Origin of the sequence: Roseovarius tolerans, assembly GCF_900109855.1 — a bacterium.
GTDB classification, from domain to species: Bacteria; Pseudomonadota; Alphaproteobacteria; order Rhodobacterales; family Rhodobacteraceae; genus Roseovarius; species Roseovarius tolerans.
Genome location: NZ_FOBO01000004.1, coordinates 1 through 24460 on the forward strand (window position 1 = coordinate 1; position 24460 = coordinate 24460).

Annotated in this window: 27 protein-coding genes and 1 tRNA gene; 17 read left to right on the forward strand and 11 right to left on the reverse strand. The window is 64.2% G+C overall.

What is annotated here, in order from left to right:
- The 3 genes from BMX04_RS04620 to BMX04_RS04630 all read right to left on the reverse strand — a co-directional run.
- A partial coding sequence (locus tag BMX04_RS04620) for a DDE-type integrase/transposase/recombinase (RefSeq protein WP_139194495.1) occupies nucleotides 1–326 on the reverse strand: 326 nt, incomplete at its 3' end.
- 73 nt (nucleotides 327–399) lie between these two features.
- Nucleotides 400–1383: a hypothetical protein gene (locus BMX04_RS04625; protein WP_139194496.1), complete on the reverse strand. Its 984-nt coding sequence runs from the start codon at nucleotides 1381–1383 to the stop codon at nucleotides 400–402.
- A gap of 212 nt (nucleotides 1384–1595) precedes the next feature.
- Nucleotides 1596–1685: transfer RNA gene (locus tag BMX04_RS04630), tRNA-Ser, on the reverse strand.
- A gap of 201 nt (nucleotides 1686–1886) precedes the next feature.
- On the opposite strand from BMX04_RS04630, the gene BMX04_RS04635 reads away from it, so the two are divergent.
- From BMX04_RS04635 to BMX04_RS04665, 7 genes are read left to right on the forward strand one after another with little or no spacing between them, the layout of a single operon-like run.
- Nucleotides 1887–2774, forward strand: a complete 888-nt coding sequence (locus tag BMX04_RS04635; protein WP_074785222.1) for an SPOR domain-containing protein — start codon at nucleotides 1887–1889, stop codon at nucleotides 2772–2774.
- Nucleotides 2775–2789: 15 nt separating this feature from the next.
- Nucleotides 2790–3953, forward strand: a complete 1164-nt coding sequence (locus tag BMX04_RS04640) for a D-alanyl-D-alanine carboxypeptidase family protein (RefSeq protein ID WP_074785223.1) — start codon at nucleotides 2790–2792, stop codon at nucleotides 3951–3953.
- Nucleotides 3950–4576 carry a dTMP kinase gene (gene tmk / locus BMX04_RS04645; protein ID WP_074785224.1) on the forward strand — a complete coding sequence of 209 codons (627 nt, stop codon included), beginning with the start codon at nucleotides 3950–3952 and terminating at the stop codon, nucleotides 4574–4576. The genes BMX04_RS04640 and tmk overlap by 4 nt, the downstream gene beginning before the upstream one ends.
- A complete protein-coding gene (locus BMX04_RS04650; protein ID WP_074785225.1) occupies nucleotides 4573–5694 on the forward strand; it encodes a DNA polymerase III subunit delta' in 1122 nt (373 codons plus the stop codon). The genes tmk and BMX04_RS04650 overlap by 4 nt, the downstream gene beginning before the upstream one ends.
- A 20-nt stretch (nucleotides 5695–5714) precedes the next feature.
- Nucleotides 5715–6506 (forward strand): TatD family hydrolase, encoded by a 792-nt coding sequence (locus tag BMX04_RS04655; protein ID WP_074785226.1) that lies wholly within the window; start codon nucleotides 5715–5717, stop codon nucleotides 6504–6506.
- A complete protein-coding gene (locus BMX04_RS04660) occupies nucleotides 6506–7303 on the forward strand; it encodes an MBL fold metallo-hydrolase (RefSeq protein WP_074785227.1) in 798 nt (265 codons plus the stop codon). The genes BMX04_RS04655 and BMX04_RS04660 overlap by 1 nt, the downstream gene beginning before the upstream one ends.
- 4 nt (nucleotides 7304–7307) lie before the next feature.
- Complete coding sequence (locus BMX04_RS04665; protein ID WP_074785228.1) at nucleotides 7308–8237, forward strand: AEC family transporter; 930 nt, start codon at nucleotides 7308–7310, stop codon at nucleotides 8235–8237.
- Nucleotides 8238–8273: 36 nt separating this feature from the next.
- Here the strand turns inward: BMX04_RS04665 and BMX04_RS04670 are convergent, their stop codons facing one another.
- From BMX04_RS04670 to BMX04_RS04695, 6 genes are all read right to left on the reverse strand, one after another.
- On the reverse strand, nucleotides 8274–9506 hold the full coding sequence (locus BMX04_RS04670) for a mandelate racemase/muconate lactonizing enzyme family protein (RefSeq protein ID WP_074785229.1): 1233 nt from the start codon (nucleotides 9504–9506) through the stop codon (nucleotides 8274–8276).
- Between the two features lie 76 nt (nucleotides 9507–9582).
- On the reverse strand, nucleotides 9583–10668 hold the full coding sequence (locus tag BMX04_RS04675) for a zinc-binding dehydrogenase (RefSeq protein ID WP_074785230.1): 1086 nt from the start codon (nucleotides 10666–10668) through the stop codon (nucleotides 9583–9585).
- 308 nt (nucleotides 10669–10976) lie between these two features.
- A complete protein-coding gene (gene pcaD, locus BMX04_RS04680) occupies nucleotides 10977–11783 on the reverse strand; it encodes a 3-oxoadipate enol-lactonase (protein ID WP_074785231.1) in 807 nt (268 codons plus the stop codon).
- 10 nt (nucleotides 11784–11793) lie between these two features.
- Complete coding sequence (locus BMX04_RS04685) at nucleotides 11794–12768, reverse strand: threonine ammonia-lyase (RefSeq protein ID WP_074785232.1); 975 nt, start codon at nucleotides 12766–12768, stop codon at nucleotides 11794–11796.
- Nucleotides 12765–13598, reverse strand: coding sequence for an alpha/beta fold hydrolase (locus BMX04_RS04690; protein ID WP_074785233.1), 834 nt, complete (start codon nucleotides 13596–13598; stop codon nucleotides 12765–12767). Before BMX04_RS04690 ends, BMX04_RS04685 begins: the two co-directional genes overlap by 4 nt.
- The gene (locus tag BMX04_RS04695; protein ID WP_074785234.1) at nucleotides 13598–14284 is read right to left on the reverse strand and encodes a haloacid dehalogenase type II; all 687 of its coding nucleotides are present in this window, start codon (nucleotides 14282–14284) and stop codon (nucleotides 13598–13600) included. Before BMX04_RS04695 ends, BMX04_RS04690 begins: the two co-directional genes overlap by 1 nt.
- Before the next feature lie 225 nt (nucleotides 14285–14509).
- Here BMX04_RS04695 and BMX04_RS04700 point away from each other — a divergent pair, with 225 nt between their 5' ends.
- Complete coding sequence (locus BMX04_RS04700) at nucleotides 14510–14938, forward strand: FKBP-type peptidyl-prolyl cis-trans isomerase (protein WP_050662655.1); 429 nt, start codon at nucleotides 14510–14512, stop codon at nucleotides 14936–14938.
- A gap of 360 nt (nucleotides 14939–15298) precedes the next feature.
- A complete protein-coding gene (locus tag BMX04_RS04705; protein WP_074785235.1) occupies nucleotides 15299–15907 on the forward strand; it encodes a hypothetical protein in 609 nt (202 codons plus the stop codon).
- A 2-nt stretch (nucleotides 15908–15909) separates the two neighbouring features.
- Here BMX04_RS04705 and irrA read toward each other — a convergent pair whose 3' ends face one another.
- Nucleotides 15910–16332: an iron response transcriptional regulator IrrA gene (gene irrA / locus BMX04_RS04710; protein WP_050662657.1), complete on the reverse strand. Its 423-nt coding sequence runs from the start codon at nucleotides 16330–16332 to the stop codon at nucleotides 15910–15912.
- 182 nt (nucleotides 16333–16514) lie between these two features.
- Here irrA and fabA point away from each other — a divergent pair, with 182 nt between their 5' ends.
- From fabA to BMX04_RS04735, 5 genes are all read left to right on the forward strand, one after another.
- Nucleotides 16515–17024 carry a bifunctional 3-hydroxydecanoyl-ACP dehydratase/trans-2-decenoyl-ACP isomerase gene (gene fabA / locus BMX04_RS04715; protein ID WP_074785236.1) on the forward strand — a complete coding sequence of 170 codons (510 nt, stop codon included), beginning with the start codon at nucleotides 16515–16517 and terminating at the stop codon, nucleotides 17022–17024.
- 26 nt (nucleotides 17025–17050) lie between these two features.
- Nucleotides 17051–18280, forward strand: a complete 1230-nt coding sequence (fabB, locus tag BMX04_RS04720) for a beta-ketoacyl-ACP synthase I (RefSeq protein WP_074785237.1) — start codon at nucleotides 17051–17053, stop codon at nucleotides 18278–18280.
- Between the two features lie 7 nt (nucleotides 18281–18287).
- Nucleotides 18288–19079, forward strand: a complete 792-nt coding sequence (locus tag BMX04_RS04725) for an enoyl-ACP reductase FabI (protein WP_050662660.1) — start codon at nucleotides 18288–18290, stop codon at nucleotides 19077–19079.
- A gap of 47 nt (nucleotides 19080–19126) precedes the next feature.
- A complete protein-coding gene (locus BMX04_RS04730; RefSeq protein WP_050662661.1) occupies nucleotides 19127–19384 on the forward strand; it encodes a hypothetical protein in 258 nt (85 codons plus the stop codon).
- A gap of 89 nt (nucleotides 19385–19473) precedes the next feature.
- Complete coding sequence (locus BMX04_RS04735) at nucleotides 19474–20772, forward strand: glycine cleavage T C-terminal barrel domain-containing protein (protein WP_074785238.1); 1299 nt, start codon at nucleotides 19474–19476, stop codon at nucleotides 20770–20772.
- Nucleotides 20773–20951: 179 nt separating this feature from the next.
- Here BMX04_RS04735 and BMX04_RS04740 read toward each other — a convergent pair whose 3' ends face one another.
- Complete coding sequence (locus tag BMX04_RS04740; RefSeq protein WP_074785239.1) at nucleotides 20952–21827, reverse strand: hypothetical protein; 876 nt, start codon at nucleotides 21825–21827, stop codon at nucleotides 20952–20954.
- A gap of 113 nt (nucleotides 21828–21940) precedes the next feature.
- On the opposite strand from BMX04_RS04740, the gene miaB reads away from it, so the two are divergent.
- The 3 genes from miaB to BMX04_RS04755 all read left to right on the forward strand — a co-directional run bounded on the left by miaB (nucleotide 21941) and on the right by BMX04_RS04755 (nucleotide 24349).
- Nucleotides 21941–23266, forward strand: a complete 1326-nt coding sequence (gene miaB, locus BMX04_RS04745; protein ID WP_074785240.1) for a tRNA (N6-isopentenyl adenosine(37)-C2)-methylthiotransferase MiaB — start codon at nucleotides 21941–21943, stop codon at nucleotides 23264–23266.
- Between the two features lie 187 nt (nucleotides 23267–23453).
- Nucleotides 23454–24032, forward strand: coding sequence for an OmpA family protein (locus BMX04_RS04750; protein WP_074785241.1), 579 nt, complete (start codon nucleotides 23454–23456; stop codon nucleotides 24030–24032).
- A gap of 11 nt (nucleotides 24033–24043) precedes the next feature.
- Nucleotides 24044–24349, forward strand: coding sequence for a hypothetical protein (locus BMX04_RS04755; protein ID WP_074785427.1), 306 nt, complete (start codon nucleotides 24044–24046; stop codon nucleotides 24347–24349).
- Nucleotides 24350–24460 lie beyond the last annotated feature (111 nt).

Genomic DNA, 24460 nt, shown 5'->3' on the forward strand with positions numbered 1-24460 from the left:
CTTTCCAGAACTTCGCCTTCGTGATCAACGGCTCGCCACAGATAATGTCTCTCACCGTTGATTTTCACGAACATCTCATCCAGGTGCCAGCGCCAGCGGCTGGATTTCAATCCGGCCACACGGCGTTTTTTGATCTCTGCTGCAAACAATGGCCCGAACCGATGCCACCAATACCGCACCGTTTCATGGCTTAAATCTATGCCGCGCTCATGCAGCAGATCCTCGACGTTCCGGAGAGACAAAGGGAACCGCACATACATCATAACCGCCAGGCGGATGATCTCAGGGCTCGTCTTGAAGTATTTGAAAGGGTCTCGGTTTTTCATCCGAGCAGGGTAGGGCGGCATCAACTCCGCCTCAACCCAAGTTCCTTTGACAATGCCCTAAACTCCATTCCCTCTATATTCCGCGTTCCCGCTTTTTTGTCCGCAGCAACTCAAGAAAGCGTTCTTCCCATCCCTCGGTATGAACGAAGCGGTCAAAACGCTCATCGGTCCCCTTCAACAGTTCAAGTCGCGAGCGTTGAGATACGTCCTCCCAATCGTCGTAGAGAACATAAAGTGCGTTCCCGTATCTGACGTTCTCAAATACCACTAGGTTGTCCGCGAACTTTGCCCCGACATACGCATGCAATCCGCCCGCTCCGCGAATGTATTGCTGAGGTTCTAGGCGTTCAAATAGCGCTACTCTTTCTGCAACTGTGCGTGCAGCTTCGCCCGATATCCTGCCTCCATCAAGTAGGCGTTCGACAACCTCATCACGGGTTCCGGGTGGAAAGAACTGCCAGTCCATTTGGACAGTCCGTATATAGTCGTCACGGCTGGCGTCGCTCGCGAACACGCTACAAGTTCCGACGTTTTCTTGCAGCAGGTTCAGCGCCAGCAACAACTCATCCTCGAATACTTCGCTAGTGCGATCAAGATCGCGGTCCAAGGCAAAGCGGAACAATCCGGCTGCATTTTCTTTGCCTGCCTTAAGAAGTTCGGCTTCCAACTCGTAGAAGCGGGGTTCATGGTGTTCGCGCTGGTATACCTCTTGTTCGAGGTAGTGGACATGTGTTCCGTATGTTGCGGCATCGCCAAAATTGGGCGTCTCGAAGGTTCGAGACTTGGTGATCTTTGGTAGGTCGGTACGCCGTTCGATCCACCCCTCACGGTTCCGCGTTGACCATTTACCCATTTCTGCGAGAGGCAAAGTCGAAACTACAGCGCCTTCCTCTTCCGGCATACCAAGGTGCCGATAGTCATTCAATTGCGCGGAGCTGATCAGTTTCGTCACAGCAACTCGGACAAGTTCGGTTTGAATGCCGTCAAGAGCTTTGTGCACCTTCTTGGGCGGTTTGAGCACGTTGCGCGGCCTCCAAAGCGTCTTTTTATATGTCACATCGCGCTCCTGAAACACCATATATTATCGATTTTTAGCGGCTTACACATCATGTAGCACGGAAAGCGCTCAGGCTACTAGTGGCCAGTTGCAGGCGCGAACAACCTGTGCCTAGGGTGAGGAGCCTATTTATACACCAGCGGGTCCAATAAGGGGTCCAATAAGATGATTCGCGTACCGCTTAAGTATATGATATATAACGATAAATACTTTGGCGGAGGAGGTGGGATTCGAACCCACGGTACGCTCTCACGCACGCCGGTTTTCAAGACCGGTGCAATCGACCACTCTGCCACTCCTCCGGCCCGGATGCTCCTACAGCGCCGCGCACGATTCTGAAAGATGTTGTTTCGCGTGGAAAATCGCCCATGCCGCGCCTGCGCACTTTTCACGTCGCGGGTGAGGCGCTAGAGTGTGCGCGGGATCATGCCGGAATAACGAGCGGCGCGACCGGAAAACCGGCGCAGGCCGGGTGGGCGTGAGCTACAGGCAAGGGGCAGAACATGACATATGCGATTGGGGGCGGACGGGCACCGTGGTGCCGTTTGATGCTGGCGGGGCTTGGTCTCGCGGTGCTGGCCGGATGCGATGAGAATGGCAATTTCTCGCTCCAGCCCGATACGCGCGGCGGTGAAGTCCCGGCGCGTTCCGGCAGTTCGGTCAAGCTGGTGGAGCGCGACGTCGAGGCTCCGGATGTGTTTCAGGTCACCGACATGGGCCTGTGGGACGGTCGTCCGTCGCTTGGCGGGGTCTGGGTGGCGCATCCTGACGTGAAAGAGCCCGAGCGGGTGATCATCCGCAATACGTCGAATTCGAATTTTGTGATCGGCGCACTGTTCCGGCGCGAGCGCGAGGCGCCGGGGCCTGCGTTGCAGGTGTCATCGGATGCCGCCGCCGCCCTTGGCATGCTGGCAGGCGCGCCGACGCAGCTCAACGTCACGGCCCTGCGGCGCGAAGAAACTCCGGTCGCACCAGAGCCCGAGGCGGAGGCCGCGACTGAACCGCTCGCCGAGACGCAGGACATCGAAGAAAGTGCGCTTGACCCGGTCGCGGGCGCCGCCGCGGCCATCGAGGCCGCCGAAGCGCAGGCTGAGACCGCAGCCGCCCCCGCCCCGGTCGAGACGCCCAAACCGCGTCCCGCCCCGCGTGCATCTGCGCTGGAAAAGCCGTTTATCCAGGTCGGTATATTCAGTGTTGAGGAGAACGCCCAGAACACTGCAACCGCGATGAGGCAGGCGGGGATGGTGCCCACCGTGCTGGAACAGTCTTCACAGGGCAAGGCGTTCTGGCGGGTCATCGTCGGTCCCGTCACCAGCACGTCGGAGCGCGGCACCGTACTGAAAAAGATTCAGGGGATCGGCTTTGACGATGCCTATCCCGTCACCAACTGATCAATGGAGGGGAGTATGCGCCTGATCCGCCCTATCCTTGCCGGTCTTCTGGGGCTGATGCTGGCCTGGCCCGCCGCCGCGTTCGAGACGAGCGCGCGCGCAGCTTATGTGCTCGATGTCACCACCGGCACGGTTCTGCTCAACAAGAACGCCGACACGCCGCTGCCGCCCGCCTCGATGTCGAAACTGATGACGCTCTATGTGGCCTTCGAGGCGGTGCGCAGTGGGCGCTTGTCACTGGATGAACGCCTGCCGGTTTCGCAGCATGCCATGAGCTATGGTGGCTCAACCATGTTTCTCGACACCACTGACCGCGTGAGCGTCGAGGATCTGTTGCGCGGGATCATCGTGCTGTCGGGCAATGACGCCTGCGCGGTGATCGCCGAGGCGCTGAGCCCGGATGGCACCGAGGCCGGGTTCGCCCGCTTCATGACGCAGCGCGCGCAGCAGATGGGCATGACCAATTCGGTGTTCAAGAATTCCAACGGCTGGCCTGCCGATGGCCATGTCATGAGCATGCGTGATCTGGCGTTGCTGGCGCGGCACATCATTCAGGATTTCCCAGAATTCTACGAGATGTTCGCCGAGCGCGAGTACCGCTTCGACGGGCGTGCGCCGAGCAACATCAACAATCGCAATCCGCTTCTGGGTCTGGGCATCGGGGCGGACGGGCTCAAGACTGGGCACACGCAGGAGGCGGGATATGGCCTCACCGGCTCGGCACGGCAGGGTGACCGCCGGGTCATATTTGCGATTTCCGGCCTCGACAGTGCCTCCGCCCGCGCCCGAGAATCCGAGGCGATCGTCAATTGGGCGTTTCGCCAATTCGCGCGCAAATCCGTGGTGAAGGCCGGAGACGAGGTGGCGCGCGCGCCGGTCTGGATGGGCGAGGCGCAGAGTGTGGGGCTGACCCCGGCCGAGGACGTCGAAACGCTTTTGCCGGTGTTGGGCGGGGATCAGGTTGCGGCACAGGTGGTCTATACCGGCCCCGTGCGTGCGCCTGTGGCAGCGGGCGATCAACTGGCTGAATTGGTGCTGACACCCGAGGGGCTGCCCGAGACGCGGGTGCCGCTGGTGGCTGCCGAAGCCGTTGCGCAGGGCGGGTTCGTGACCCGTTTGCGGACGGTCTCGGGGCTGTTGATCAAACGGTTGCAGGAAGGTCCCGGGGGCGCGCTTTGAGCGGGTCGGGCCTGTTCGTCAGTTTCGAGGGCATCGACGGGTCGGGCAAGTCCACGCAGGCGCGCCTGCTGGCCGAACATCTGTGCGAGCGTGGCCGCGACGTGGTGCTGACCCGCGAGCCGGGCGGCAGTGCCGGGGCCGAAGAGATCCGCCGTCTGGTGCTGGAGGGAGACAAGGATCGCTGGTCGCCCGAGACCGAGCTTTTGCTCTTTACAGCGGCTCGGCGTGACCATCTGGAACGTGTGATCTTGCCTGCGATTGCCGCCGGTCAGGTGGTGATCTGCGACCGTTTCGCCGACAGCACGCGGATGTATCAGGGCCTTGGTCGCGCCGACCTGCGCGGGCTGGTCGATCAGTTGCACGAGTTGATGATCGGGCGCGAGCCGGATGTGACGGTGCTCATCGACATCGCGCCCGATGTGGGGCTGGGCCGCGCTCTGTCGCGTGGCGGCGGCGAGGAACGATTCGAATCCTTCGGAGAAGGGCTGCAGGCGCGGATGCGCGCCGGGTTTCTGGCTTTGGCCAAGGAATTCGACGGGCGTTTCGTCGTGATCGACGGCGGGCGTGGGGTAGAGACGGTTGCCGGGGATGTGGCGCGCGCGGTGGAGGCGCGGCTGCCATGAGTGACGAGTTCCTGCCAGATCCTGATCGCGTCGAAGGCGCGCCGCACCCGCGCGAGACCGCGCGTCTGATCGGGCAGGGGGCCGCAGAGACGGAATTCCTTGATGCGTTCAACAGTGGGCGGCTGCATCATGGGTGGCTGATCACCGGGCCGCGCGGGGTGGGCAAGGCTACCTTTGCCTGGCGGTTGGCCCGCTTTCTGCTGGCCAATCAGGAGGCGCAGGGTGACGGGCTTTTCGGGGCGCCGCCGCCGCCCGCGTCGCTGGATGTGGAGCCCGAGCACCCTGTTGCGCGGCGCATGCTCGCGTTGTCGGAGCCGGGGCTTTTCCTGCTGCGGCGTGGTCCCAATGACAAGGGCGACCGACTCGCCGCCGAAATCCGGGTGAGCGAGGTGCGCAAGCTGGGCAATTTCTTCGCGCTGTCCTCGGCGGATGGCGGGCGGCGTGTGGTGATCGTCGATGCGGCGGATGAGCTCAACACGCAGGCGGCCAACGCGATCCTCAAAATGCTGGAAGAGCCGCCCGCGCGCACAGTTCTCTTGCTCGTTTCACATCAACCCTCTGGCCTTTTACCGACGATCCGCTCGCGCTGCCGCACGCTGCGGCTGGCCCCGCTCGGCCCCGAGGACATGGCCACTGCGCTCGAACAGGCGGGCATCGCGCTTGAGGGCGATCCTCTGGCGCTTGCGGAACTGTCGGGTGGCTCGGTCGGGGCTGCGGTGCGGCTGCTCAATCTGGGCGGTCTCAAGACCTATTCGGAGCTTGTCGGCCTGATGGAAAGCCTGCCGCGCCTTGATCGGGCGCGCGCGCTGAAGCTGGCCGAGGCGGCGGCGATGCGAGGTGCGGAAGAGCGGCGAGACCTGCTGTTTTCCTTAACCGATCTCTTCATGATCCGCCTCGCGCGCACCGGCGCGACCGGTCATCCGCCGGGGGCAGAGGCCGCCCCGGGTGAGGCCGCGTTGCTCTCGCGTCTTGCGCCTGATCCGCAGCGCGCGCGGGATTGGGCGGATTGCGCGCAAGAGATCGGCGCGCGGGCGCGGCATGGCCGGGCGGTCAACCTTGACCCTGCCAGCCTAGTCCTAGATACGGTGTTCAGAATTCAGCAAACCGCGAAGGGCTGAGCGCCCGCCGAGGGAGAGGCATGAGCACCGAGATCCGCATCACCGACAGCCATTGCCACCTCGACTTTCCCGACTTCGACACCGAGCGTGACGATGTGATCGCCCGCGCAGTGAAGGCGGGCGTGACACGTATGGTGACGATCTGCACCAAGCTGCGGCAGGAACCTCAGGTGCGCGCCATTGCCGAGGCGTATCCGGAGGTGTTCTACGCTGCCGGAACGCATCCGATGAGCGCCGCCGCCGAGCCGATGGCGTCGGTGGAGGAGTTGGTGGCGCTCGCCGCGCATCCGAAATTCGTGGGCATCGGCGAGAGCGGGCTCGACTACCATTACACCGCCGAGAGCGCCGAGGTGCAACAGCAGAGCCTGCGCATCCATATCGCGGCGGCGCGGGACACCGGCCTACCGCTCATCATCCATGCCCGTGATGCCGACGAGGACATGGCGCGCATCCTGACCGAGGAATATCGCAACGGGGCATACACTTGCGTCATGCATTGCTTTTCTTCGGGGCCGGATCTGGCCAAGGCGGCGCTCGATCTCGGGTTTTACCTGTCGATGTCGGGCATCGCGGCCTTTCCCAAGAGCCAAGCGCTGCGCGATATCTTCGCGGCCGCCCCGGTGGACCGCATTCTGGTCGAGACCGACGCGCCCTATCTCGCGCCGCCGCCCTATCGCGGCAAGCGCAATGAGCCATCCTATACCGTGCATACCGCGCAAAAGGGGGCCGAGGTGTTCGGCATGGAGTGGCCAGAATTCGCCGCGCAGACCGAGGCCAATTTCGAGCGGCTGTTCACCAAGGCGGTGCTGTGATGGGCGAGTTGCGCTTTACCATTCTCGGCTGCGGCTCTTCGGGCGGTGTGCCGCGCCTTGGTGGGCATTGGGGCGATTGCGACCCGTCTGAGCCGCGCAATACGCGGAGGCGCTGTTCGCTACTGATCGAGCGCGAGACAGAAGGCGGCGTGACCCGCGTGCTGATCGACACGTCGCCCGACCTGCGTGCGCAGCTGCTGGATGCGGGCATAGGCGCGCTCGATGCGGTGGTTTATACCCATGCCCATGCCGATCACGTGCATGGCATCGACGACCTCCGGATGATCGTGTTCAACATGCGCCAACGCCTGCCGGTCTATGCCGATGGTGACACGCAGAACGCGCTTTATTCGCGCTTCGGCTATGCCTTCACCCAGCCCGAGGATAGCCCCTATCCGCCGATCCTCGACATGCACACGATTGATGGCCCTTTCGAGATCGAAGGGGCTGGGGGTGCTATTCCGCTCTCCCCGTTTCAGGTCGGGCATGGCTCTATTGATGCGCTTGGCTTTCGGGTGGGGGATCTGGCCTACCTGCCCGATGTGGCCGAGATCCCCGAAGCGGTCTGGCCCACACTTCAGGGGCTTGATTGCTGGGTACTCGACGCGCTCCGCCGCACGCCGCACCCGACGCATGCGCATCTTGAACTGGCGCTTGAATGGATCGCGCGGGCGGCCCCGCGCCGGGCCGTGCTGACCAATATGCATATCGACCTTGACTATCAGACCGTCGCTGACGAGACGCCTGAACATATCACCCCGGCCTATGATGGGATGATCATCCGCTACGCGGTCTGATGCGATGCAGGCGCTGATCGAAGTCATCCTGCCGGTCTTTCTGGTGATCGGCTTTGGCTATCTCGCGGTCTGGCGCGGCTGGTTCAGTCAGGTTGGGGTCGAGGGGCTGATGACCTTCACCCAGAAATTCGCGATTCCCTGCCTGCTTTTCGCCGCTATTGCCCGGCTCGATCTGGGGCAGAATTTTGAATGGCGGCTACTTCTCAGCTTCTACGTGGGGGCGCTGTCGGGGTTCCTACTGGGCCTCTTGGGCGGCCGGTTCCTGTTTGGCCGCTCTTGGGAGGACGCGGTCGCCATCGGCTTTTGCGGGCTGTTTTCCAACTCGGTCCTTCTGGGCCTGCCGATCATGGAGCGCGCCTACGGTGTAGATGCGCTTTCGGCGAATTTCGCGATCATCGCGATCCATTCGCCCTTTTGCTACGGCATCGGCATCACCGTGATGGAGGTTGTGAAGGCGCGCGGGCAGGCGGGGATCACGGTCGTGGGCAAGGTGCTGCGGGCGATGTTCTCGAACACGCTGATCATGGGCATCGGCGCGGGGTTCGCCGTCAATCTCTCGGGGTTGCCGTTGCCGGTGCCGTTCAATGATGCGGTTGACCTGATGGTGCGCGCGGCGCTTCCGGCGGCTCTCTTTGGGTTGGGGGGTATCCTTGTGCAATACAAGCCCGAGGGCGATATGCGGGTGATCCTCTATGTCTGTGCCGCCTCGCTATTGGCGCATCCGCTGGTCACCTATGGCCTCGGGCGGGGGCTTGGCCTGTCGGTCGATGCGCTGCGCTCGGCGGTGGTGACGGCGGCGATGGCGCCGGGGGTCAACGCTTATATCTTCGCCAATATCTACGGCCACGCCAAGCGGGTGGCGGCGTCGAGCGTGTTGATCTCGACGGCGCTGACGGTGGTGACGGCTTGGCTGTGGCTGCAAGTGCTTCCTTAGAAAGCACTTTTCCAGTTTTGCCCGTGCTTCGCCGACTCACTCCGTCTTTAGCGGTGCGCCTCCGGCGAAGCTGTTGCCGTTCACGTAATCGCAAGGGGCGTCCTGCATTTCCAGGTGCAGGCCGTCCCCGTCGAAGGGGTGCGCGCGGGCGAGGGCCTCGTCTACGTCGATGCCGAGGCCGGGGGTGTCGGGCGGGGTGATGAAGCCGTCCTCGACCGTGATACCGCCCTTGATGAGCGCGCTGTGAAACGGCGTTTCGATGGTCTCGGCCATCAAGATGTTGGGGATGGAGGTGGCGAGGGCCACATTCGCTGCCCATTCCACGGGTCCGGCATAGAGGTGGGGGGCCAGTTGCGCGTTATGGGCCTCGGCGATGGCGGCGACCTTTTTCATCTCCCATATCCCGCCTGCGCGGCCAAGGGCGGGTTGCAGGATTTCGGCGGCACCCGCGCGCAGGACGGCGGCGAATTCGGCCTTGGTGGTCAGCCGCTCTCCGGTGGCGACGGGGATGCGCACGGCCCGGGCCACACGGGCCATTTCTTCAATGTTATCAGGGGGTATGGGCTCTTCATACCAGAGCGGAAAGTAGGGCTCCAACGCCTGTCCGAGGCGGATGGCACCGGCGGTGGTGAATTGCCCGTGGGTGCCGAAGAGAAGGTCGGCGCGGTCGCCCACGGCCTCGCGGATGGCGCGGCAGAAGGCGACCGACATGGTGATGTCGGACATCGCGGGCATATGCCCGCCGCGCATCGTGTAGGGGCCGGCTGGATCGAATTTTATCGCGGTATATCCGCGACTTACGCAGTCGAGCGCACTCTCGGCGGCCATCTCGGGGGAGGTCCAGAATTGGCTCAGATCGTGGTGCGGCAGGGGGTAGAGATAGGTATAGGCGCGGATGCGGTCGTTCATCCGGCCGCCGAGCAAGGCCCAGACCGGACGCTCGCGCGCCTTGCCCAAGATGTCCCAGCAGGCGATTTCCAGCCCGGAAAACGCACCCATCACCGTCAGATCGGGGCGCTGCGTGAAGCCCGAGGAATAGGCACGGCGGAACATAAGTTCAATGTTTTCAGGGCTTTCACCTGCCATGTGGCGCGTGAACACGTCCTCGATCACGGCGCGCATCGCGTCCGGCCCGACGGAGGCGGCGTAGCATTCGCCCCAGCCGGTGATGCCGTTATCGGTGGTCAGTTTCACCAGTATCCAATAGCGCCCGCCCCAGCCGGGGGCGGGGGGCGAGGTCACGATGATGTCGAGGTCTTGCAGTTTCATTGGGTCTCCGGGGGGCTGATTTTGCCGGTCGGTATCGTGTCGGTATTACGTCGGTATCGCGTCGGTGCCGGTGCCGTCAGTCGAACACGATCACGTTGCGCTTGGCGGCGCCGGTCTTGGTGTCGGCGATGGCCTCGTTGATCTGGTCGAGCCGCCAGCGGCCCGAGATCAGCTCGTCGAGTTTCAGCCGCCCCTGTTCGTAGAGATCGACCATCCATGGGATGTCGCGGCGGATCACCGCCTCGCCCATCTTGGAGCCGACAAGCGCCTGTCCCATGGCGGCGAAATTGGCGGCCTCGTAGTGGCTCTCGGCGCCGCTATGGGGCATGCCGACCATGATCATCCGGCCGCCGCCCGCGAGGTAGCGCGGCGCCTCGTCATAGGCGCGCGCGACCCCCACGGTGACGAGCACCGCATCGGCCCCGCGCCCCATCGCCGCCTTGGCCGCGCGCCACGGCTTGTCCTCGGTGGCAAGCACGCCGTCGGTCGCGCCGAACTCTCGCGCGATGGCGAGTTTTTCTTCGTTCATGTCCACTGCCACGATACGCCGCGCGCCCGCGATGCGCGCGCCCTGAATGGCGTTGAGGCCGACGCCGCCTGCGCCGATCACCACCACGTCCTGCCCCGCGCGCAGATGTGCCGCGTTGACCACCGCACCGACGCCGGTGATCACCCCGCAGGCCAGCAATGAGGCCGCCGCCATGTCGATGCCTTCGGGCAGTTTCACCACCTGGCTGTGATGCACCACGACCTTTTCGGCGAAGGCCCCGCAGGCCATGGCCTGATGCAGCTTGCCGCCATCCGTGGTCGTGAGGGGGCCGTGATCGCCGTCATAGGGCGTCTCGCATCCCGTGGGCCGCCCGCTGCCGCAGCTTGGGCATTGGCCGCAGGCGCGAATGAGCGTGACGACGACCGGGTCGCCTGCGGTCAGCCCTGTGACACTGGCCCCGATGCCGCGCACCCGGCCTGCCGCCTCGTGGCCGTAGACCGCCGGGAGCGATCCGCCCCAGCCGCCATCGGCATAGGAAATGTCCGAATGACAGATCGCCACGGCGTCGAGATCGACGAGGACCTCGCCCGCCTCGGGGGCGCGTAGGTGGACGTCCTCGACGGTGAGCGGAGCGCCGAATGTGTGACAGACGGCGGCCTTGATGGTGTGCATGAATTTCTCCCTCGTTTTTTCACAGGTGAGGGGGATTCGGGGGAGGGTTCAAGGGCAATTTTGTGGGGGTTTGGGTTGGGCTGGAGCGGGCGTTTGCACTTTGCCAGAAAGTGCCGCGTGATCGCAGGGCCGGGGACTGGCGAAGCAACGGTTGTTGCCCGCGCTTTATCCCAGCCAAGTCATTCTAAACTCAACACGTTGCACAACCCCTCAAATCGCCAGGCCGCGGGACGGCCCGGCGATCGCGCGGCACCTTCGGTGCGTTTCGCGCGGTTGCCCCTTCTGTCCGCTCCAAGCCAAAAGTCCCCTCAATGCCCTGACGGCGCGGCGCGCAGATGTCCCGTGGCGTTGATGAAATCCCCAAGGCAGGCGGCATAATCGGCGGGTGCGTCCACGGGTGGCACATGCCCGGTACCGCGCAGCAGGCGGAATTGCGAGCCGGGGATGAGATCGACGGTTTCACGCACGAGATCGGGCGGGGTGGAGCCGTCCTCGGCCCCCGCTATCCCGAGGGTGGGGATGCGCAACCCGGAGGTGGGGGTGTAGAAATCGGTGCCGGAAATCGCGGCGGCGCAGCCCGCGTATCCCTCGGGGTCATGAGCGCAGAGATGCTCATACCACGGCTGGTGGTGGCCGGCTTTGACATAGGCGCGGGGGAACCACCGCTCGCACGAGCCGCGGGCCAGATCCTCCATTCCGCCGGGGCGGCGGGCGGTGGCGATGCGCTCGGCCCAGATCGCGGGTGTGCCGATCTTGGCGCCGGTATTCGAGAGCACCAGTGCGCGCACGAGGTCGGGGCGCTTTACCGCCAGCCCCTGCGCCACCATGCCGCCGACGGAGAGACCGACGAAGATCGTGTCGCGCAGGCCGAGATGGTCCATCAGCCGTTCCGCGTCGCGGATCAGCGCGCCCATCGTGTAGGGCGCGGGCGGGGTGGAGGATTGCCCGTGGCCGCGCGCGTCGTAGCGGACCACGCGCAGGCCGGGCGGCAGCAGCGGCACGACATTGTCCCACAGATGCGTGCCGGTGCCGAGCGCATGGGCGAGCACGAGCGCCGGGCCCGTGCCCTCGTCGAGGTAGTGGATCGTTACATCATCGAACTCTGCGAAAGGCATTCTTGCTCCTTCAGGCGAACTGGCTTAGCGCCGTTTGGAAAACATCCGCATCGACATTGCCGCCGGAAATGGTGCAGATCACCGCATCGCCCTCGATCTCATCCGTGCGGAAGAGGGCTGCCGCGAGGGCCACCGCGCCGCCGGGTTCAGCCACCAGCTTGAGCCGGGAAAAGGCGAGCGCCATGGCGTGCAGCGCCTCGTCGTCGCTCACCACAAGGCCGGGACCGCAGAGGCGGTGTAGGATGGGAAAGGTGATATCGCCCGGTTGCGGCGTGACGATGGCATCGCAGAGGCCGGTCGTGGTCTGCGCATTGCGCATGATCCTGCCATGGCTGAGAGAGCGGGTGGCGTCGTCAAACCCCTCCGGCTCGCAGGGGCGGGCGCGCAGTCCGGGTGCGTCGGCCTCGAGCGCCAGGGCGATGCCCGAGGTGAGACCGCCACCGCCGCAGCACACGAGCACATCCGCCGTCTCGATGCCGAGGGCCGCCGCATCCTCGGCGATCTCAAGCCCCGTGGTGCCTTGGCCTGCGATCACCTGTGGCTCGTCATAGGGTTTGATCAGGGTCAGGCCGCGCTCGGCGCTGAGCCGCGCGCCGATGGCGTCGCGATCCTCGGCCGCGCGATCATAAAGCACCACCTCGGCGCCGAGGGCGCTTGTGTTGTCGATCTTCATGCGCGGCGCGTCCCTTGGCATGATGATGACGGCGGGCACGCCGAATTCGCTGGCGGCGAGCGCCACGCCCTGCGCGTGGTTGCCAGAGGAAAAGGCGATCACGCCATGGGCGCGGGTGTCGGGGTCGAGTGCGGAGATGGCGGAGCGCGCGCCGCGATACTTGAAGCTGCCGGTGTGTTGCAGGCATTCGGGTTTCACGAAGACGCGCCGCCCGGCGATCTCGTCGAGAAAGGGCGAGGAGAGCAGCGGCGTTCGCCTTGCGTGGCCTGCGAGGCGGGCGGCGGCGCTGCGGATCATGGTGATATCGGTCATCTTGTCTGGTCCAGAAGGGCGCGAATGGCGGTGAGGGATTGGGTTTCGTCGAGAAACGGGACGTGGCCCCGGTCAGGCACGGTGGCGGCGATCATGTCGGGGCGGCGGTCCTGCATTTTTTGGAAGATCTCCACGCTCAGCAGATCGGAATTGGCACCCCGGATCGCGGCAAGGGGCAGGCCGTCCAGCGCATCGAAAAGCTGCCACAGATCCGCGGCCTCGCCTGCGCCCGCCTGACCGACGAGCGCATCGCGCAGCTTCGGGTCATAGCGCAGGCCCAGCCCGCCGCCGGGTTTCTCAAAGAACATCGCCTCGGCCTGTGCGCGCCAGCGGGCCAGCGGCACGCCGTGAAAGGCGCGCGCGTTGACATGGGCGAGCGCGCCGCCTGCGGCGTCGAGATCGGGCAGGGCGGGTTCGCGCCCGACATAATCCATGATGCGTTCGATGCCTTCGGTGGTGACCTCGGGGCCGATATCGTTGAGCACGACACCTGCCAGCCGGTCATGGGCGGTGTGACCGAGGGCCATGGCAATGAGCCCGCCGCGCGAGGTGCCGATGAGGGTGACGCGGTCGATGCCGAGATGATCGAGCAACTCGACCGCATCCTGCCCCTCGCGCAGGATGTTGTAGGACATGAAATCGGGCGTGTGATCGGACTGTCCGCGCCCGCGATAATCCATGCAGATCATCCGGCAACCCGAGAGATGCGGGGTGAGAAAGCCGAAATCGGCGCTGTTGCGGGTGAGGCCAGCAAGGCAGAGCACGGGTTGGCCGTGGCCTGCATCGGTGTAGTGGAGCGAGAGCCCGTCCGACGTCGTGAAACGTGCCATCAGCTGCGCGCCAGATCGGGGATGCCGGAGAGATCGGTCAGTTGCCGGTCGGGGGCGGCGGGCAGGCGGTCCACCGGATCGCCCGCGCGGTTGACCCAGACGGTGTTGAAGCCATACCCGGCGGCGGCGCAGGCGTCCCAGCCGTTGGAGGAGACAAAGAGCACTTCTTCGGGGGCGCAGCCAAAACGTTGGCCGACAAGGTCATAGACCACCCGGGCGGGCTTGAAGATGCCGACGCTCTCGACCGAGAGCACATCATCGAGAAGCGCGCCGATACCGGCCGATTTCACCGCACCGTCGAGCATGTCGGGCGCGCCGTTGGACAGGATCGCGGTGTCCTTTCCCGCCTCCTTGAGGGCGGCGAGCATGGTGGGCACTTCGGGGTAGGCCTCGAGTTCCCAGTAGAGTTGCAGCAGGCGTTCGCGCAGGTCGGCGTCATCGCCCAGACCTTCGGCCTCTAGCGTCCAGTCGAGCCCGTCCTGCGTGACCTGCCAGAAGCCGACATGCTCGCCCATCACGGCGCGCAGCCAGGTGTATTGCAACTGCTTAAGGCGCCATTTCTCGGCGATGGCGGGCCAGTGGCGGGCGAAGGTCTCGCGCCCTGGCTCGGACGCGGCGCTGCGCGCGGCGGCGGCGACGTCGAAGAGCGTGCCATAGGCGTCGAAAATGCAGGTGGTGATCGGCATGGTATCCCCTCTTGGGTGATCGTGCGGGTGATTTCGCGCGCAGACTGGCATGGACGGGGCGGGGGGGAAAGACCCCATGCGCATACGGCGCAGTGAGCGGCCAAGGATCGGTTTGCAAATCTGGCCATAGGCGGTTACGATTCGCGCCAGCCACACAAGCACCCGCGCGACCGGCGCGGCCTTGCAAACTCACGCACTCCCCATACACAACAGATTGGAACAGCCATGACGCAAGTCAAATCGGGCGATACAGTTCGCGTACATTATACCGGCACCCTGACCGATGGTCAGACCTTCGATTCCAGTGAAGGCCGCGATCCGCTGGAATTCGTGGTCGGCTCGGGCCAGATCATCCCCGGCCTCGATGCCGCGATGGAAGGCATGGCCGTCGGCGAGAAGAAGACCGTCGACGTGCCCGCCGATCAGGCCTATGGCCAGCCCGACCCCAATGCGCAGCAGGCCGTGCCGCGCGCCGAGATCCCCGAGGATATCCCGCTTGATCTGGGCACGCAGCTGCAGGTGCAGACGCCGCAGGGGCAGGTGATGCCGGTGACTGTGGTGGAGGTCACCGAGGAGCAGGTGATCCTCGACGCCAATCACCCGCTGGCGGGCAAGGACCTGACCTTTGCTATCGAGCTGGTGGATATCACCTGATCTCGCTTGCAGGTTTGAATGAGTGCACGCGCCGGGCCTTGGCCCGGCGTGTTGCGTTTTAGGGGGGTGTTGGCCTGAAGTGGGCAACGGATGACTGCAAGAAGGTGCCGCGCGATCGCAGGGCCGGGGACTGGCGATTCAACGGTCGTGGCGGGCACTTTATCCTAGCCAAGTCAGTCGTAACTCGACACGTTGCGCGCCCCATCAAATCGCCAGGCCGCGGGACGGCCCGGCGATCGCGCGGCACCTTCGGTGCTATTCGCGCGGTTGGCTCTTAGGTCCGCTCAAGGCCACTCGTTGCAGACTCGACGACAAGCCCTCTAGGATGATCCCGATCGCATCACGCCGAAAGGGCCCGCCATGTCCGCGACCGAAAAGATTCTGACCCGTATCCGTGAGCTGCAGGACGAGTTGGACGAGGAATTCGCCCGCCGCCGTGCCGCGTTCCGCTACGGGTTCGAAAACGGGCGGGTGGTGTTCGAGGCCGAGGTGCGCCGACGTCACCGCGAGATGAGGGTGCGCCTGCTGACGTTCCTGCGCCAGACCCGGCCCCTGACGGTGATCACCGCGCCGGTGATCTACAGCCTGATCGTGCCCTTCGTGCTGCTGGATCTCTTCGTCACGCTCTATCAGGCCATCTGTTTTCCGGCCTATGGCATCGACAAGGTGCGCCGCGCCGATTTCATCCGCGTGGACCGGCACCACCTTGCCTATCTCAACGCGCTGCAAAAGCTGAACTGTGTCTATTGCGGCTATTGCAACGGGCTGATCGGCTATGTGCAGGAGGTCGCGGGCCGGACCGAGGCCTATTGGTGCCCGATCAAGCACGCCGCCCGCGTCGGCACGCATCATGCCTATTACGCGCAATTCGTGGATTATGGCGATGCCGAGGGGTTCGAGGCGGGGCTGGAGGCATCGCGCCGCCGGGTCACGCAGGCCGGACTGTCGGGGATCGCGCCGTCGGAGTGACCTTACTGCGCCGTGCGGCGCAGGCGGATCACGACGTCGACCGCGCTGATCTCGGCGCCGTCGGGGGCTGAGGGCAGGCGCGAGATTTCCAGCTCGTCGGCGGGGGCGTCGCTGAGGCGGTTTTCGTCTTCCCAGAAGAAATGCGGGTGGTCATGGGTGTTGGTGTCGAAATAGCTCTTGGAGCCATCGACCGTCACTTCCTGAATGAGCCCGGCCTCGCAGAACGCGCGCAGCGTGTTGTAGACGGTGGCCAGCGACACGCTTTCGCCCTGGGTCTGCACATCGGCAAAGAGGCTTTCGGCGGTGACGTGCCGGTGCTGGCCATCCCCCACGAGAAGACGCGCCAAGGCCACGCGCTGCCGCGTGGGCCGCAGCCCGGCCCCCGAGAGCCAATCGGTCGCCACTGTCGTCGCTTGCGTTGTCATGGATCGCCTTTCCCTTCTTTGTCTGTAATATAGGGCCGCGCCCCCCCCGAGTTCAAACAAAATTCATCTGCCGCGAAACAAGGCCGCAACACTGCGGCAGGCTTGCAAGGGGCTTTTGCCCGGTGTTAGAGGGTTTCAGGACAAGTTCTTTTGCGAAGCAAGCAATGAAAGGGGCCGCCCGAATGGCCGATTATCCAAGCAGTTTCGATCGCGACGATCTGCTGAAATGCGCCCGCGGCGAGCTTTTCGGGCCGGGCAATGCGCAATTGCCCGAACCGCCGATGCTGATGATGGACCGCATCACCGAGGTGTCGGGCGATGGCGGGGCGCATGGCAAGGGGCATATCGTGGCCGAATTCGACATCGACCCCGATCTTTGGTTCTTCAAATGCCACTTTCCGGGCAATCCGATCATGCCCGGCTGTCTGGGCCTTGATGGTCTGTGGCAGTTGACCGGTTTCAACCTCGGCTGGCGCGGCTGGCAGGGGCGCGGCTATGCGCTCGGCGTCGGCGAAGTCAAGCTGACGGGCATGGTGCGCCCTGACAGAAAGATGCTGACCTATTACGTGGATTTCACAAAGGCGGTGCAGACCCGTCGTCTCACGATGGGGGTTGCCGATGGCCGGGTTGAGGCCGATGGTGAGGTCATCTATCAGGTCAGCGACATGAAGGTCGCCCTTTCGGAAAACTGATCCGCGCTGAAACAAGGAGAGCGCCTATGCGTCGTGTCGTCGTCACCGGGCTGGGGATCGTATCCAGCATCGGCAACAACGCCGAAGAGGTCCTGACCTCTCTCAGGCAGGGAAAATCGGGCATCACCGCCAATGAGGCGATGGCCGAACACGGCTTTCGCAGCACGATCGCGGGGGCGATCGACCTCGATGTCGCCGAGCATGTCGACAAGCGCACGCTGCGCTTCATGGGGCCGGGGGCGGCCTATGCGCATATCGCCATGGGGCAGGCGATCGCCGATAGCGGGCTCGAGGAGGCCGATATCGTCAACCCGCGCACCGGTCTGGTCGCGGGCTCGGGCGGGCCGTCGACCTCGGCGATGTTGCAGGCGCATCAGACGGTTCTGAAAACCGGATCGACCAAGCGCATCGGGCCGTTCGCGGTGCCCAAGACGATGTGCTCGACGATCTCTGCCAATCTGAGCACCGCCTACCGGATCAAGGGCATAAACTATTCGATCACCTCGGCCTGTTCGACCAGCCTGCATTGCATCGGCAATGCCGCCGAGCAGATCATGATGGGCAAGCAGGATGTGATGTTCGCGGGTGGCGGCGAGGAGCTGGACTGGACGTTGTCTTGCCTCTTTGATGCGATGGGCGCGATGTCGTCGAAATACAACGACTCGCCGGAGCGTGCGAGTCGTGCCTTTGACGCCGATCGCGACGGGTTCGTGATCTCGGCCGGCGGCGGCATCGTGGTGCTGGAAGATCTGGAGCACGCCCGCGCCCGGGGTGCCAAGATCTATGCCGAGGTGACAGGCTACGGGGCCACCTCGGACGGGGCCGACATGGTTGCGCCCTCGGGCGAGGGCGGTGAGCGCGCGATGCGCGTGGCGCTGTCGACGCTGTCTGAGGACCGCAAGGTGAGCTATATCAACGCGCATGGCACCTCGACCCCCGTGGGCGATGTCGGCGAGGTCGAGGCGGTGCGCCGCATCTTCGGGCACGGCACCACCCCGCCGATCAGTTCCACCAAGTCGATGACCGGTCATTCCCAGGGGGCCACCGGCGCGCAGGAGGCGATCTATTGCCTGCTGGCGCTGGAGCACGATTTCATCATTCCGTCGATCAATGTCGAGACGCTCGACCCTGCGCTTGACGCGGCCGAGATCGCGACCGACCGGGTGGATAATGCCGGGCTCGATACGGTGATGACCAATTCCTTCGGCTTCGGCGGCACCAATGGCTGCATGCTGCTGAGCAAGTATCACGGATGACACGCAGATGATAAATTCGATGCAGGGCAAGCGCGGCCTGATCATGGGGGTGGCCAATGACCGCTCCATCGCGTGGGGGATTGCCCGGGAAATGCACGCGGCGGGGGCGGAACTGGCGTTTTCCTATCAGGGCGAGAATTTCGCGCGGCGCGTGGCCCCGCTGGCCGAGAGCGTCGGCTCGGATATCCTGCTGGATGTGGATGTGACCGATGACGCCTCGCTCGATGCGGCCTTTGCGGCGCTGGCCGACCGCTGGCCGACGATTGATTTCGTGGTCCATGCCATCGCCTATTCCGACAAGTCGGAACTGACCGGGCGGTTCCTCAACACCAGCCGTCAGAACTTCAAGCATTCGATGGAGATCTCGGCCTATTCCTTTATCGAGGTGGCCCGCCGGGCGCATCCGATGATGCGCGACAATGGCGGCTGTCTGCTGACGCTGACCTATCAGGGGTCGAACAAGGTCGTGCCGAATTACAACATCATGGGCGTGGCCAAGGCCGCGCTTGAGGCGGCGACGCGCTATCTGGCCAACGATCTGGGCCCCGAGGGTATTCGCGTGAACGCGATCAGCCCCGGCCCGATGCGGACGCTGGCGGGGGCCGCGATCGGTGGCGCGCGCAAGACCTTCAAGCACACGGAAATGAATGCGCCGATGCGGGCCAATGCCACGCTGGAGGCGATCGGCGGCACGGCGGTCTACCTTGCGTCCGACGCAGGTGCCTGCACCAGCGGCGAGATCATCCATGTGGATTGCGGCTATCACGTGCTGGGCATGCCGCAGGCCGAAAACCTCTGATCTGGCAGCGCCATATTGCTGCCATGCTGTGATGCCAGACTTCCGGCATGTTTGATCGCACCGAATATCTTACGCCACGACAGGCGCGTTGCCGACAGCGGGCGCAAAATGCGCGCGGATGGGCGCGGGTGGTCAATCTTGCGATGGTCGGCTGCTGTCTTGGAGCGATCTGGCAGGAGCCGGAGATCGCGCCGCCGGTACATGCCGGGATGACGCTGGTGGTGAATAACGTGGCGCGGCTGGTGCTCGATCCTGAAACGCAGCGCGCGGCGACCGAAAAGGGCGAGGCGGCTTCGGGCGTCTGAGGGGCGGGGGTGTCCCGCTTGAAGGTCCGTGATCGGGATTCTGCCGCGCGCGTGTTGACCGCGCCCTAGGCGATCCCCACGTCATTTGCATGACCTACCAGAACCGCACCCACCCGAATGTGCCCGGCGTGGATCAGTCGGATCGCACCGTGCCCGCCAATCTTCGCCAATCCGGGCCGACGCCTGTGCAGATGCTGGTCTCGACCCGGGTCAGGAAATCGCCGTTCTGGCACCTGTCGATCGAGGCCGGGGCCTGGCGCGCGACGATCTACAACCGGATGTATCATCCGCGCGGCTATGCCCGCCCCGAAGATGGCGGGGCGATGGCCGAGTATCGCGCGCTGGTCAATGGCGTGACCCTGTGGAATGTCGCGGTCGAGCGACAGATCCGCGTCAAGGGCCCCGATGCCGAGGCGTTCGTCAACACCGTGATCACCCGCGACGCCACGCGGATCAAGCCGATGCATGGCAAGTATTGCATCCTGTGCAATGACAAGGGCGGCATCCTGAACGATCCGGTCCTGCTGCGACTGGCCGAGGACGAGTTCTGGTTCTCGGTCTCGGATAGCGACCTGATGCTGTGGCTGCAGGGGGTGAACACGCCGCGCCGCTGGGATGTGGATATCCGCGAGTTGGACGTCGCGCCGCTGCAGGTTCAGGGGCCGCTCTCGGAGGATCTTATGGCCGACCTGATCGGCGAGGCGCTGCGCGACATCCCCTATTATGGGCTGATGGAGGCGCAGATCGAGGGTTGCCCGGTGGTCATCAGTCAGACCGGGTTCAGCGGCGAGAAGGGTTATGAAATCTACGTGCGCGATGCCTCGGAGACCGCAGAGCGCGTCTGGTATGCGCTGCGCGGCCTGGGGGCGCGTTACGGGCTGCGGGTGATCGCGCCGGGCCATCATCGCCGGATCGCTGCCGGGATCCTGTCCTGGGGGCAGGACATGGACTCAGAGACCTCACCGTTTCAGGTCAATCTCGCCTATCAGGTGCCGCGCGCGAAACCCGTCGATTACATCGGCAAGGCGGCGCTGGAGGCGCAGCGCGACGAGATCGAGGCGGGGCGCTATCCGTTCTCGCTCAAGCTGGTCGGGCTGAAGATGGGCGGGTTGCCGATCACCGATTATGCGCCTGATTTCTGGCTGGTCGGGGATGCCGAAGGCGCGCGCTGCGGCTATGTCACCTCGCCGTGGTATTCGCCGGAACTGGAGCAAAATATCGCCTTGGCCTATGTGCCGTGGGACAAGTCCGCCGTCGGCACGCAGTTGCAGGTCGAATTGCCGGAGATGTATCAGGAGACCTCGGGGCAGTCGGTTGCGGCGGTGGTGTCGGAGGTGCCGTTCGTGGCGTCAGAGCATCCGAGCGCGCGCGAGCAGGGGCGCGGGTAGGGGCTGCCGATGACAGTTTTCGGATGTTGTTAGTGGCCTTGAACTGCCGTTGACGGTTTCAGAAATGAGCCGTGCAGCGCCCGCCCGAGGGGGCAGTCGGGCGCTGCGCGGCGGTGCCTGCGGCACCTTGATTCCGCGCATTGGGGCTGAACTTCAACGGCAGCAATAGGCCACCCGCGTCAGAACCATTGCCCCGGCTCCATCAGCCCCAGATCGAGCAATTGCCGGGAGTGCCATTCGAACGGGATTGAGTTGTGCCAGTGGAAGCCCTCGATATCGAAGGTCGAGCCGGGGTTCCGCTTGAGCGCCTTGGCGGTGCGGAATGACACGATGGCCCCCGTCAGGTTGTTGTGCCACGGGCAGGCATAGGTGTTGTATTCCTCGTCCGAAAACGTGTGATCGTCGCGCAGGGTCAGCCCGGCCTTGGCCCGAAAAAGCGCGATCCGGTCGATCTTGCGCCGGGCGGCGGGGATATGCTCCTCGTAGCGCCAGCGCAGCCCGCCGAAGAAATCGAGCTGGCGTTCGCGCGGGTGGTTGTGATTGGCCGGGTCGTTGCGGGCGAGCGCGTAATACCCGGATTTGTCCATATGCGCCTCTTCCAGCGAGACAGCAGTGGGATGGCGCGCGAGATCGCCGGCATAGAGGTCGATGACATAGGTCAGCATCGCGTCGCGCCGTTCCTCGGTGTGGAAGGCCAGAAGCTCGCCGATGGTGCGCGTCTCGCAGAACGGGTAAAAGAGGTATTCGGCATTGTAGCAGTAATACATCCACAGCCCCGGCGCGGCCTTGATCACCGCGTCCACCGCCCCGGTCAGGCTGTCGCCCGAGGGCAGATCATAGGCGATGCGATGGATGAGCGGGTTTTCAGTGACGTCGGGGGCGAGGGTAAAGCTGTCGGGGGCGAAGAAGAGCACCGAGTTGAACCCCGAATCGACATGGTGGCGCAGGGTGGAATCAAGCTCCACCTCATCCTCGGCAAAGACCATTGCCACCGGCCCCTTGGCGAGGGCGGTGTCGGGGGCGGCGAGAAACTCGGTCAGGGTCGGGGCGGTCATCGGCTGCTCTGTCCTCTTGTTGGCGGCAGATTCCGTCAAACGCGCGGGCATTGCAAGTGCCCCCTGCAGTGATGTAGTCACCCGGCTTGAACCCTCAGGCGGAGGCCCGGCGCATGGCGGATGTGAAAAAGCTCTATATCAAGACCTATGGCTGTCAGATGAACGTCTATGACAGCGAGCGCATGGCCGAGGCGATGGGCGGCGCGGGCTATGTCACCACAGAGGATGCGGCCGAGGCCGACATGATCCTGCTCAACACCTGTCATATCCGCGAAAAGGCCGCCGAGAAGGTCTATTCGGAACTGGGACGGTTCCGTGCGCTGAAGGAGGAAAAGCCCGATCTCAAGATCGGTGTGGCGGGCTGCGTGGCGCAGGCCGAGGGGCAGGAAATCATGCGCCGTCAGCCGCTGGTCGATCTGGTGGTGGGGCCGCAGAGCTATCACCGCCTGCCGCAGATGGAGGCGCGGGTGCGCGGGGGCGAAAAGGCGCTCGACACCGATTTTCCGCTCGATGACAAGTTCGACACGCTGCGGCAGCGCCCCAAGGCCAAGCGCGGCCCGACAGCGTTTCTGACCGTGCAGGAGGGCTGTGACAAGTTCTGCGCCTTCTGCGTGGTGCCCTATACTCGTGGCGCCGAGGCGAGCCGCCCGGCGGCGCGCGTGCTGGAAGAGGCGCGTGATCTGGTCGAGCGGGGCGTGCGCGAGATCACCCTGCTGGGGCAGAACGTCAACGCCTATCATGGCGTGGGAGAGGGCGGCGACTGGTCGCTGGCGCGGCTGATTTGGGCGCTCAATGACATCGACGGGTTGGAGCGTATCCGCTTTACCACGAGCCACCCCAACGACATGGATGACGATCTGATCGCGGCGCATGGCGAGTGTGCCAAGCTGATGCCCTATCTGCATCTGCCGGTGCAGTCGGGCAGTGACCGCATCCTCAAGCGGATGAACCGCAGCCACACCGCCGAAAGCTATCTGCGGCTGATAGAGCGTATCCGCGCGGCGCGGCCAGATATCCTGATATCGGGCGATTTCATCGTCGGGTTTCCGGAAGAGACGGAAGAGGATTTTCAGGCCACGATGGACCTGATCGAGGCGGTCAATTACGGCTACGCGTTCTCATTCAAGTATTCCACGCGCCCCGGCACCCCGGCGGCGGAACGCGCGCAGGTGGCCGAGGACGTGAAATCCGAGCGTCTGCAACGGCTTCAGGCGCTGATCACCCGGCAACAGCGCGCGGCGCAGGATGCGATGGTCGGGCGCACCGTTGGCGTGCTCTTTGAAAAACCCGGGCGCATGGCCGGACAGATGGTCGGCAAGTCGGATTACCTGCACGCGGTTCACGTGACGGATGACCGTGTGCAGCCGGGCGATCTGGCGCAGGTGGAAATCATCGAGAGCGGGCCGAACTCTCTTTCAGGGCGAATCGTCTCGGTCTGATACGCGCGCGCCTGCATGAAATGCGGCGGAAATGCGGCGCTGACTTGGGATTGTTTCTGCTTAGTCCACAATATCTGGTGGAATATGCTTCACTTTGACAGCTTTCTTGCTAAACTTTCATTGCATTTGAGTTGGGTGTGCCGGCGTGTCGGGTGACCCGGCATAGGGTAATATAAGGACAGTGGTCGTGGCGAAATTGACTTCGGAAACGCTGCACGGTCTGGTGAAAGGGTCTGCGGTCGCGGCGCTCTCTCTGGGCCTGGCGGCAGGGGCAGCATTTGCCCAGAGCGGTGATCGGATCGTGAGTGGCGAGCGATACATTCCCACCATCTGGGTCGATCCCGATGGCTGTGAGCATTGGGTGATGGATGACGGCGTCGAGGGCTACATGAGCCCGCATGTCAGCCGTCAGGGCATCCCGGTGTGCCGCGAGGCAAACCTGTGCGGCGTGGTCAACACCGATCAGCATTTTGCCACCGACAGCGCGCGCATTCACGCCTCGGCCCGCGACCGGCTGGCGCAATTCTTCCGTGATACGCAGGCGATTTCCTATACCATCGTGGGCCATACCGACAGCCGCGCGTCGGATGAATACAACATGGACCTGTCGCTGCGTCGCGCCAATTCGGTGGCCGCGGTGGCGGCCAGCACCGGGGCGCAGATCGCGGATGTGCGCGGCTATGGCGAGCGGATGCCGAAAGCGTCGAACAATACCGCCGGTGGCATGGCGCAGAACCGGCGTGTCGAAATTCTGTGCTGGCGCTGAGGGGACTGATGATGAACACGCTTAAAATTGCACTCGCCCTTCCGGTGGTCGGCCTTCTGGCGGCCTGTGACGCGGGACCGGACAAGACCGAAGACCGCAACTTTTTCGACAAGGACCACCTGAGCACGATGCGGGCCGGTATCTGGGTCGATCCCAACGGCTGCGATCACTGGATCATCGACGACGGCGTCGAGGGGTATCTGTCGCAGCGGCTCGACAAGTTCGGTAAGCCGGTCTGTTCCGGCTCGGCCCCGCCCACGGTGGCGACCGGAGATTTCAAGCAGGGCTCGACCGGGACGTTCGGCGATCCGATCTGATGTGACGCCGATCAGGGCAATATCCGATGCGGGCCGGGGACGGCCCGCATTTTTTTGTTAGACGCAGGGCAGCAGCGCATGTCGGCGCTTGCACCCCGCGTCGCATGTTGG

What these genes read in the sequence shown, in the direction of transcription:
- miaB (WP_074785240.1), top strand. Translation starts at nt 21,941, where the DNA reads ATGGCGGATGTGAAAAAGCTCTATATCAAGACCTATGGCTGTCAGATG.
- BMX04_RS04735 (WP_074785238.1), top strand. Translation starts at nt 19,474, where the DNA reads ATGACCTACCAGAACCGCACCCACCCGAATGTGCCCGGCGTGGATCAG.
- BMX04_RS04670 (WP_074785229.1), bottom strand. Translation starts at nt 9,506, where the DNA reads ATGAAACTGCAAGACCTCGACATCATCGTGACCTCGCCCCCCGCCCCC.
- BMX04_RS04700 (WP_050662655.1), top strand. Translation starts at nt 14,510, where the DNA reads ATGACGCAAGTCAAATCGGGCGATACAGTTCGCGTACATTATACCGGC.
- fabA (WP_074785236.1), top strand. Translation starts at nt 16,515, where the DNA reads ATGGCCGATTATCCAAGCAGTTTCGATCGCGACGATCTGCTGAAATGC.
- BMX04_RS04730 (WP_050662661.1), top strand. Translation starts at nt 19,127, where the DNA reads ATGTTTGATCGCACCGAATATCTTACGCCACGACAGGCGCGTTGCCGA.
- BMX04_RS04740 (WP_074785239.1), bottom strand. Translation starts at nt 21,827, where the DNA reads ATGACCGCCCCGACCCTGACCGAGTTTCTCGCCGCCCCCGACACCGCC.
- BMX04_RS04690 (WP_074785233.1), bottom strand. Translation starts at nt 13,598, where the DNA reads ATGGCACGTTTCACGACGTCGGACGGGCTCTCGCTCCACTACACCGAT.
- BMX04_RS04675 (WP_074785230.1), bottom strand. Translation starts at nt 10,668, where the DNA reads ATGCACACCATCAAGGCCGCCGTCTGTCACACATTCGGCGCTCCGCTC.
- pcaD (WP_074785231.1), bottom strand. Translation starts at nt 11,783, where the DNA reads ATGCCTTTCGCAGAGTTCGATGATGTAACGATCCACTACCTCGACGAG.
- BMX04_RS04755 (WP_074785427.1), top strand. Translation starts at nt 24,044, where the DNA reads ATGAACACGCTTAAAATTGCACTCGCCCTTCCGGTGGTCGGCCTTCTG.
- BMX04_RS04635 (WP_074785222.1), top strand. Translation starts at nt 1,887, where the DNA reads ATGACATATGCGATTGGGGGCGGACGGGCACCGTGGTGCCGTTTGATG.
- fabB (WP_074785237.1), top strand. Translation starts at nt 17,051, where the DNA reads ATGCGTCGTGTCGTCGTCACCGGGCTGGGGATCGTATCCAGCATCGGC.
- BMX04_RS04725 (WP_050662660.1), top strand. Translation starts at nt 18,288, where the DNA reads ATGATAAATTCGATGCAGGGCAAGCGCGGCCTGATCATGGGGGTGGCC.
- irrA (WP_050662657.1), bottom strand. Translation starts at nt 16,332, where the DNA reads ATGACAACGCAAGCGACGACAGTGGCGACCGATTGGCTCTCGGGGGCC.
- BMX04_RS04640 (WP_074785223.1), top strand. Translation starts at nt 2,790, where the DNA reads ATGCGCCTGATCCGCCCTATCCTTGCCGGTCTTCTGGGGCTGATGCTG.
- BMX04_RS04650 (WP_074785225.1), top strand. Translation starts at nt 4,573, where the DNA reads ATGAGTGACGAGTTCCTGCCAGATCCTGATCGCGTCGAAGGCGCGCCG.
- BMX04_RS04695 (WP_074785234.1), bottom strand. Translation starts at nt 14,284, where the DNA reads ATGCCGATCACCACCTGCATTTTCGACGCCTATGGCACGCTCTTCGAC.
- BMX04_RS04655 (WP_074785226.1), top strand. Translation starts at nt 5,715, where the DNA reads ATGAGCACCGAGATCCGCATCACCGACAGCCATTGCCACCTCGACTTT.
- BMX04_RS04685 (WP_074785232.1), bottom strand. Translation starts at nt 12,768, where the DNA reads ATGACCGATATCACCATGATCCGCAGCGCCGCCGCCCGCCTCGCAGGC.
- BMX04_RS04705 (WP_074785235.1), top strand. Translation starts at nt 15,299, where the DNA reads ATGTCCGCGACCGAAAAGATTCTGACCCGTATCCGTGAGCTGCAGGAC.
- BMX04_RS04665 (WP_074785228.1), top strand. Translation starts at nt 7,308, where the DNA reads ATGCAGGCGCTGATCGAAGTCATCCTGCCGGTCTTTCTGGTGATCGGC.
- BMX04_RS04660 (WP_074785227.1), top strand. Translation starts at nt 6,506, where the DNA reads ATGGGCGAGTTGCGCTTTACCATTCTCGGCTGCGGCTCTTCGGGCGGT.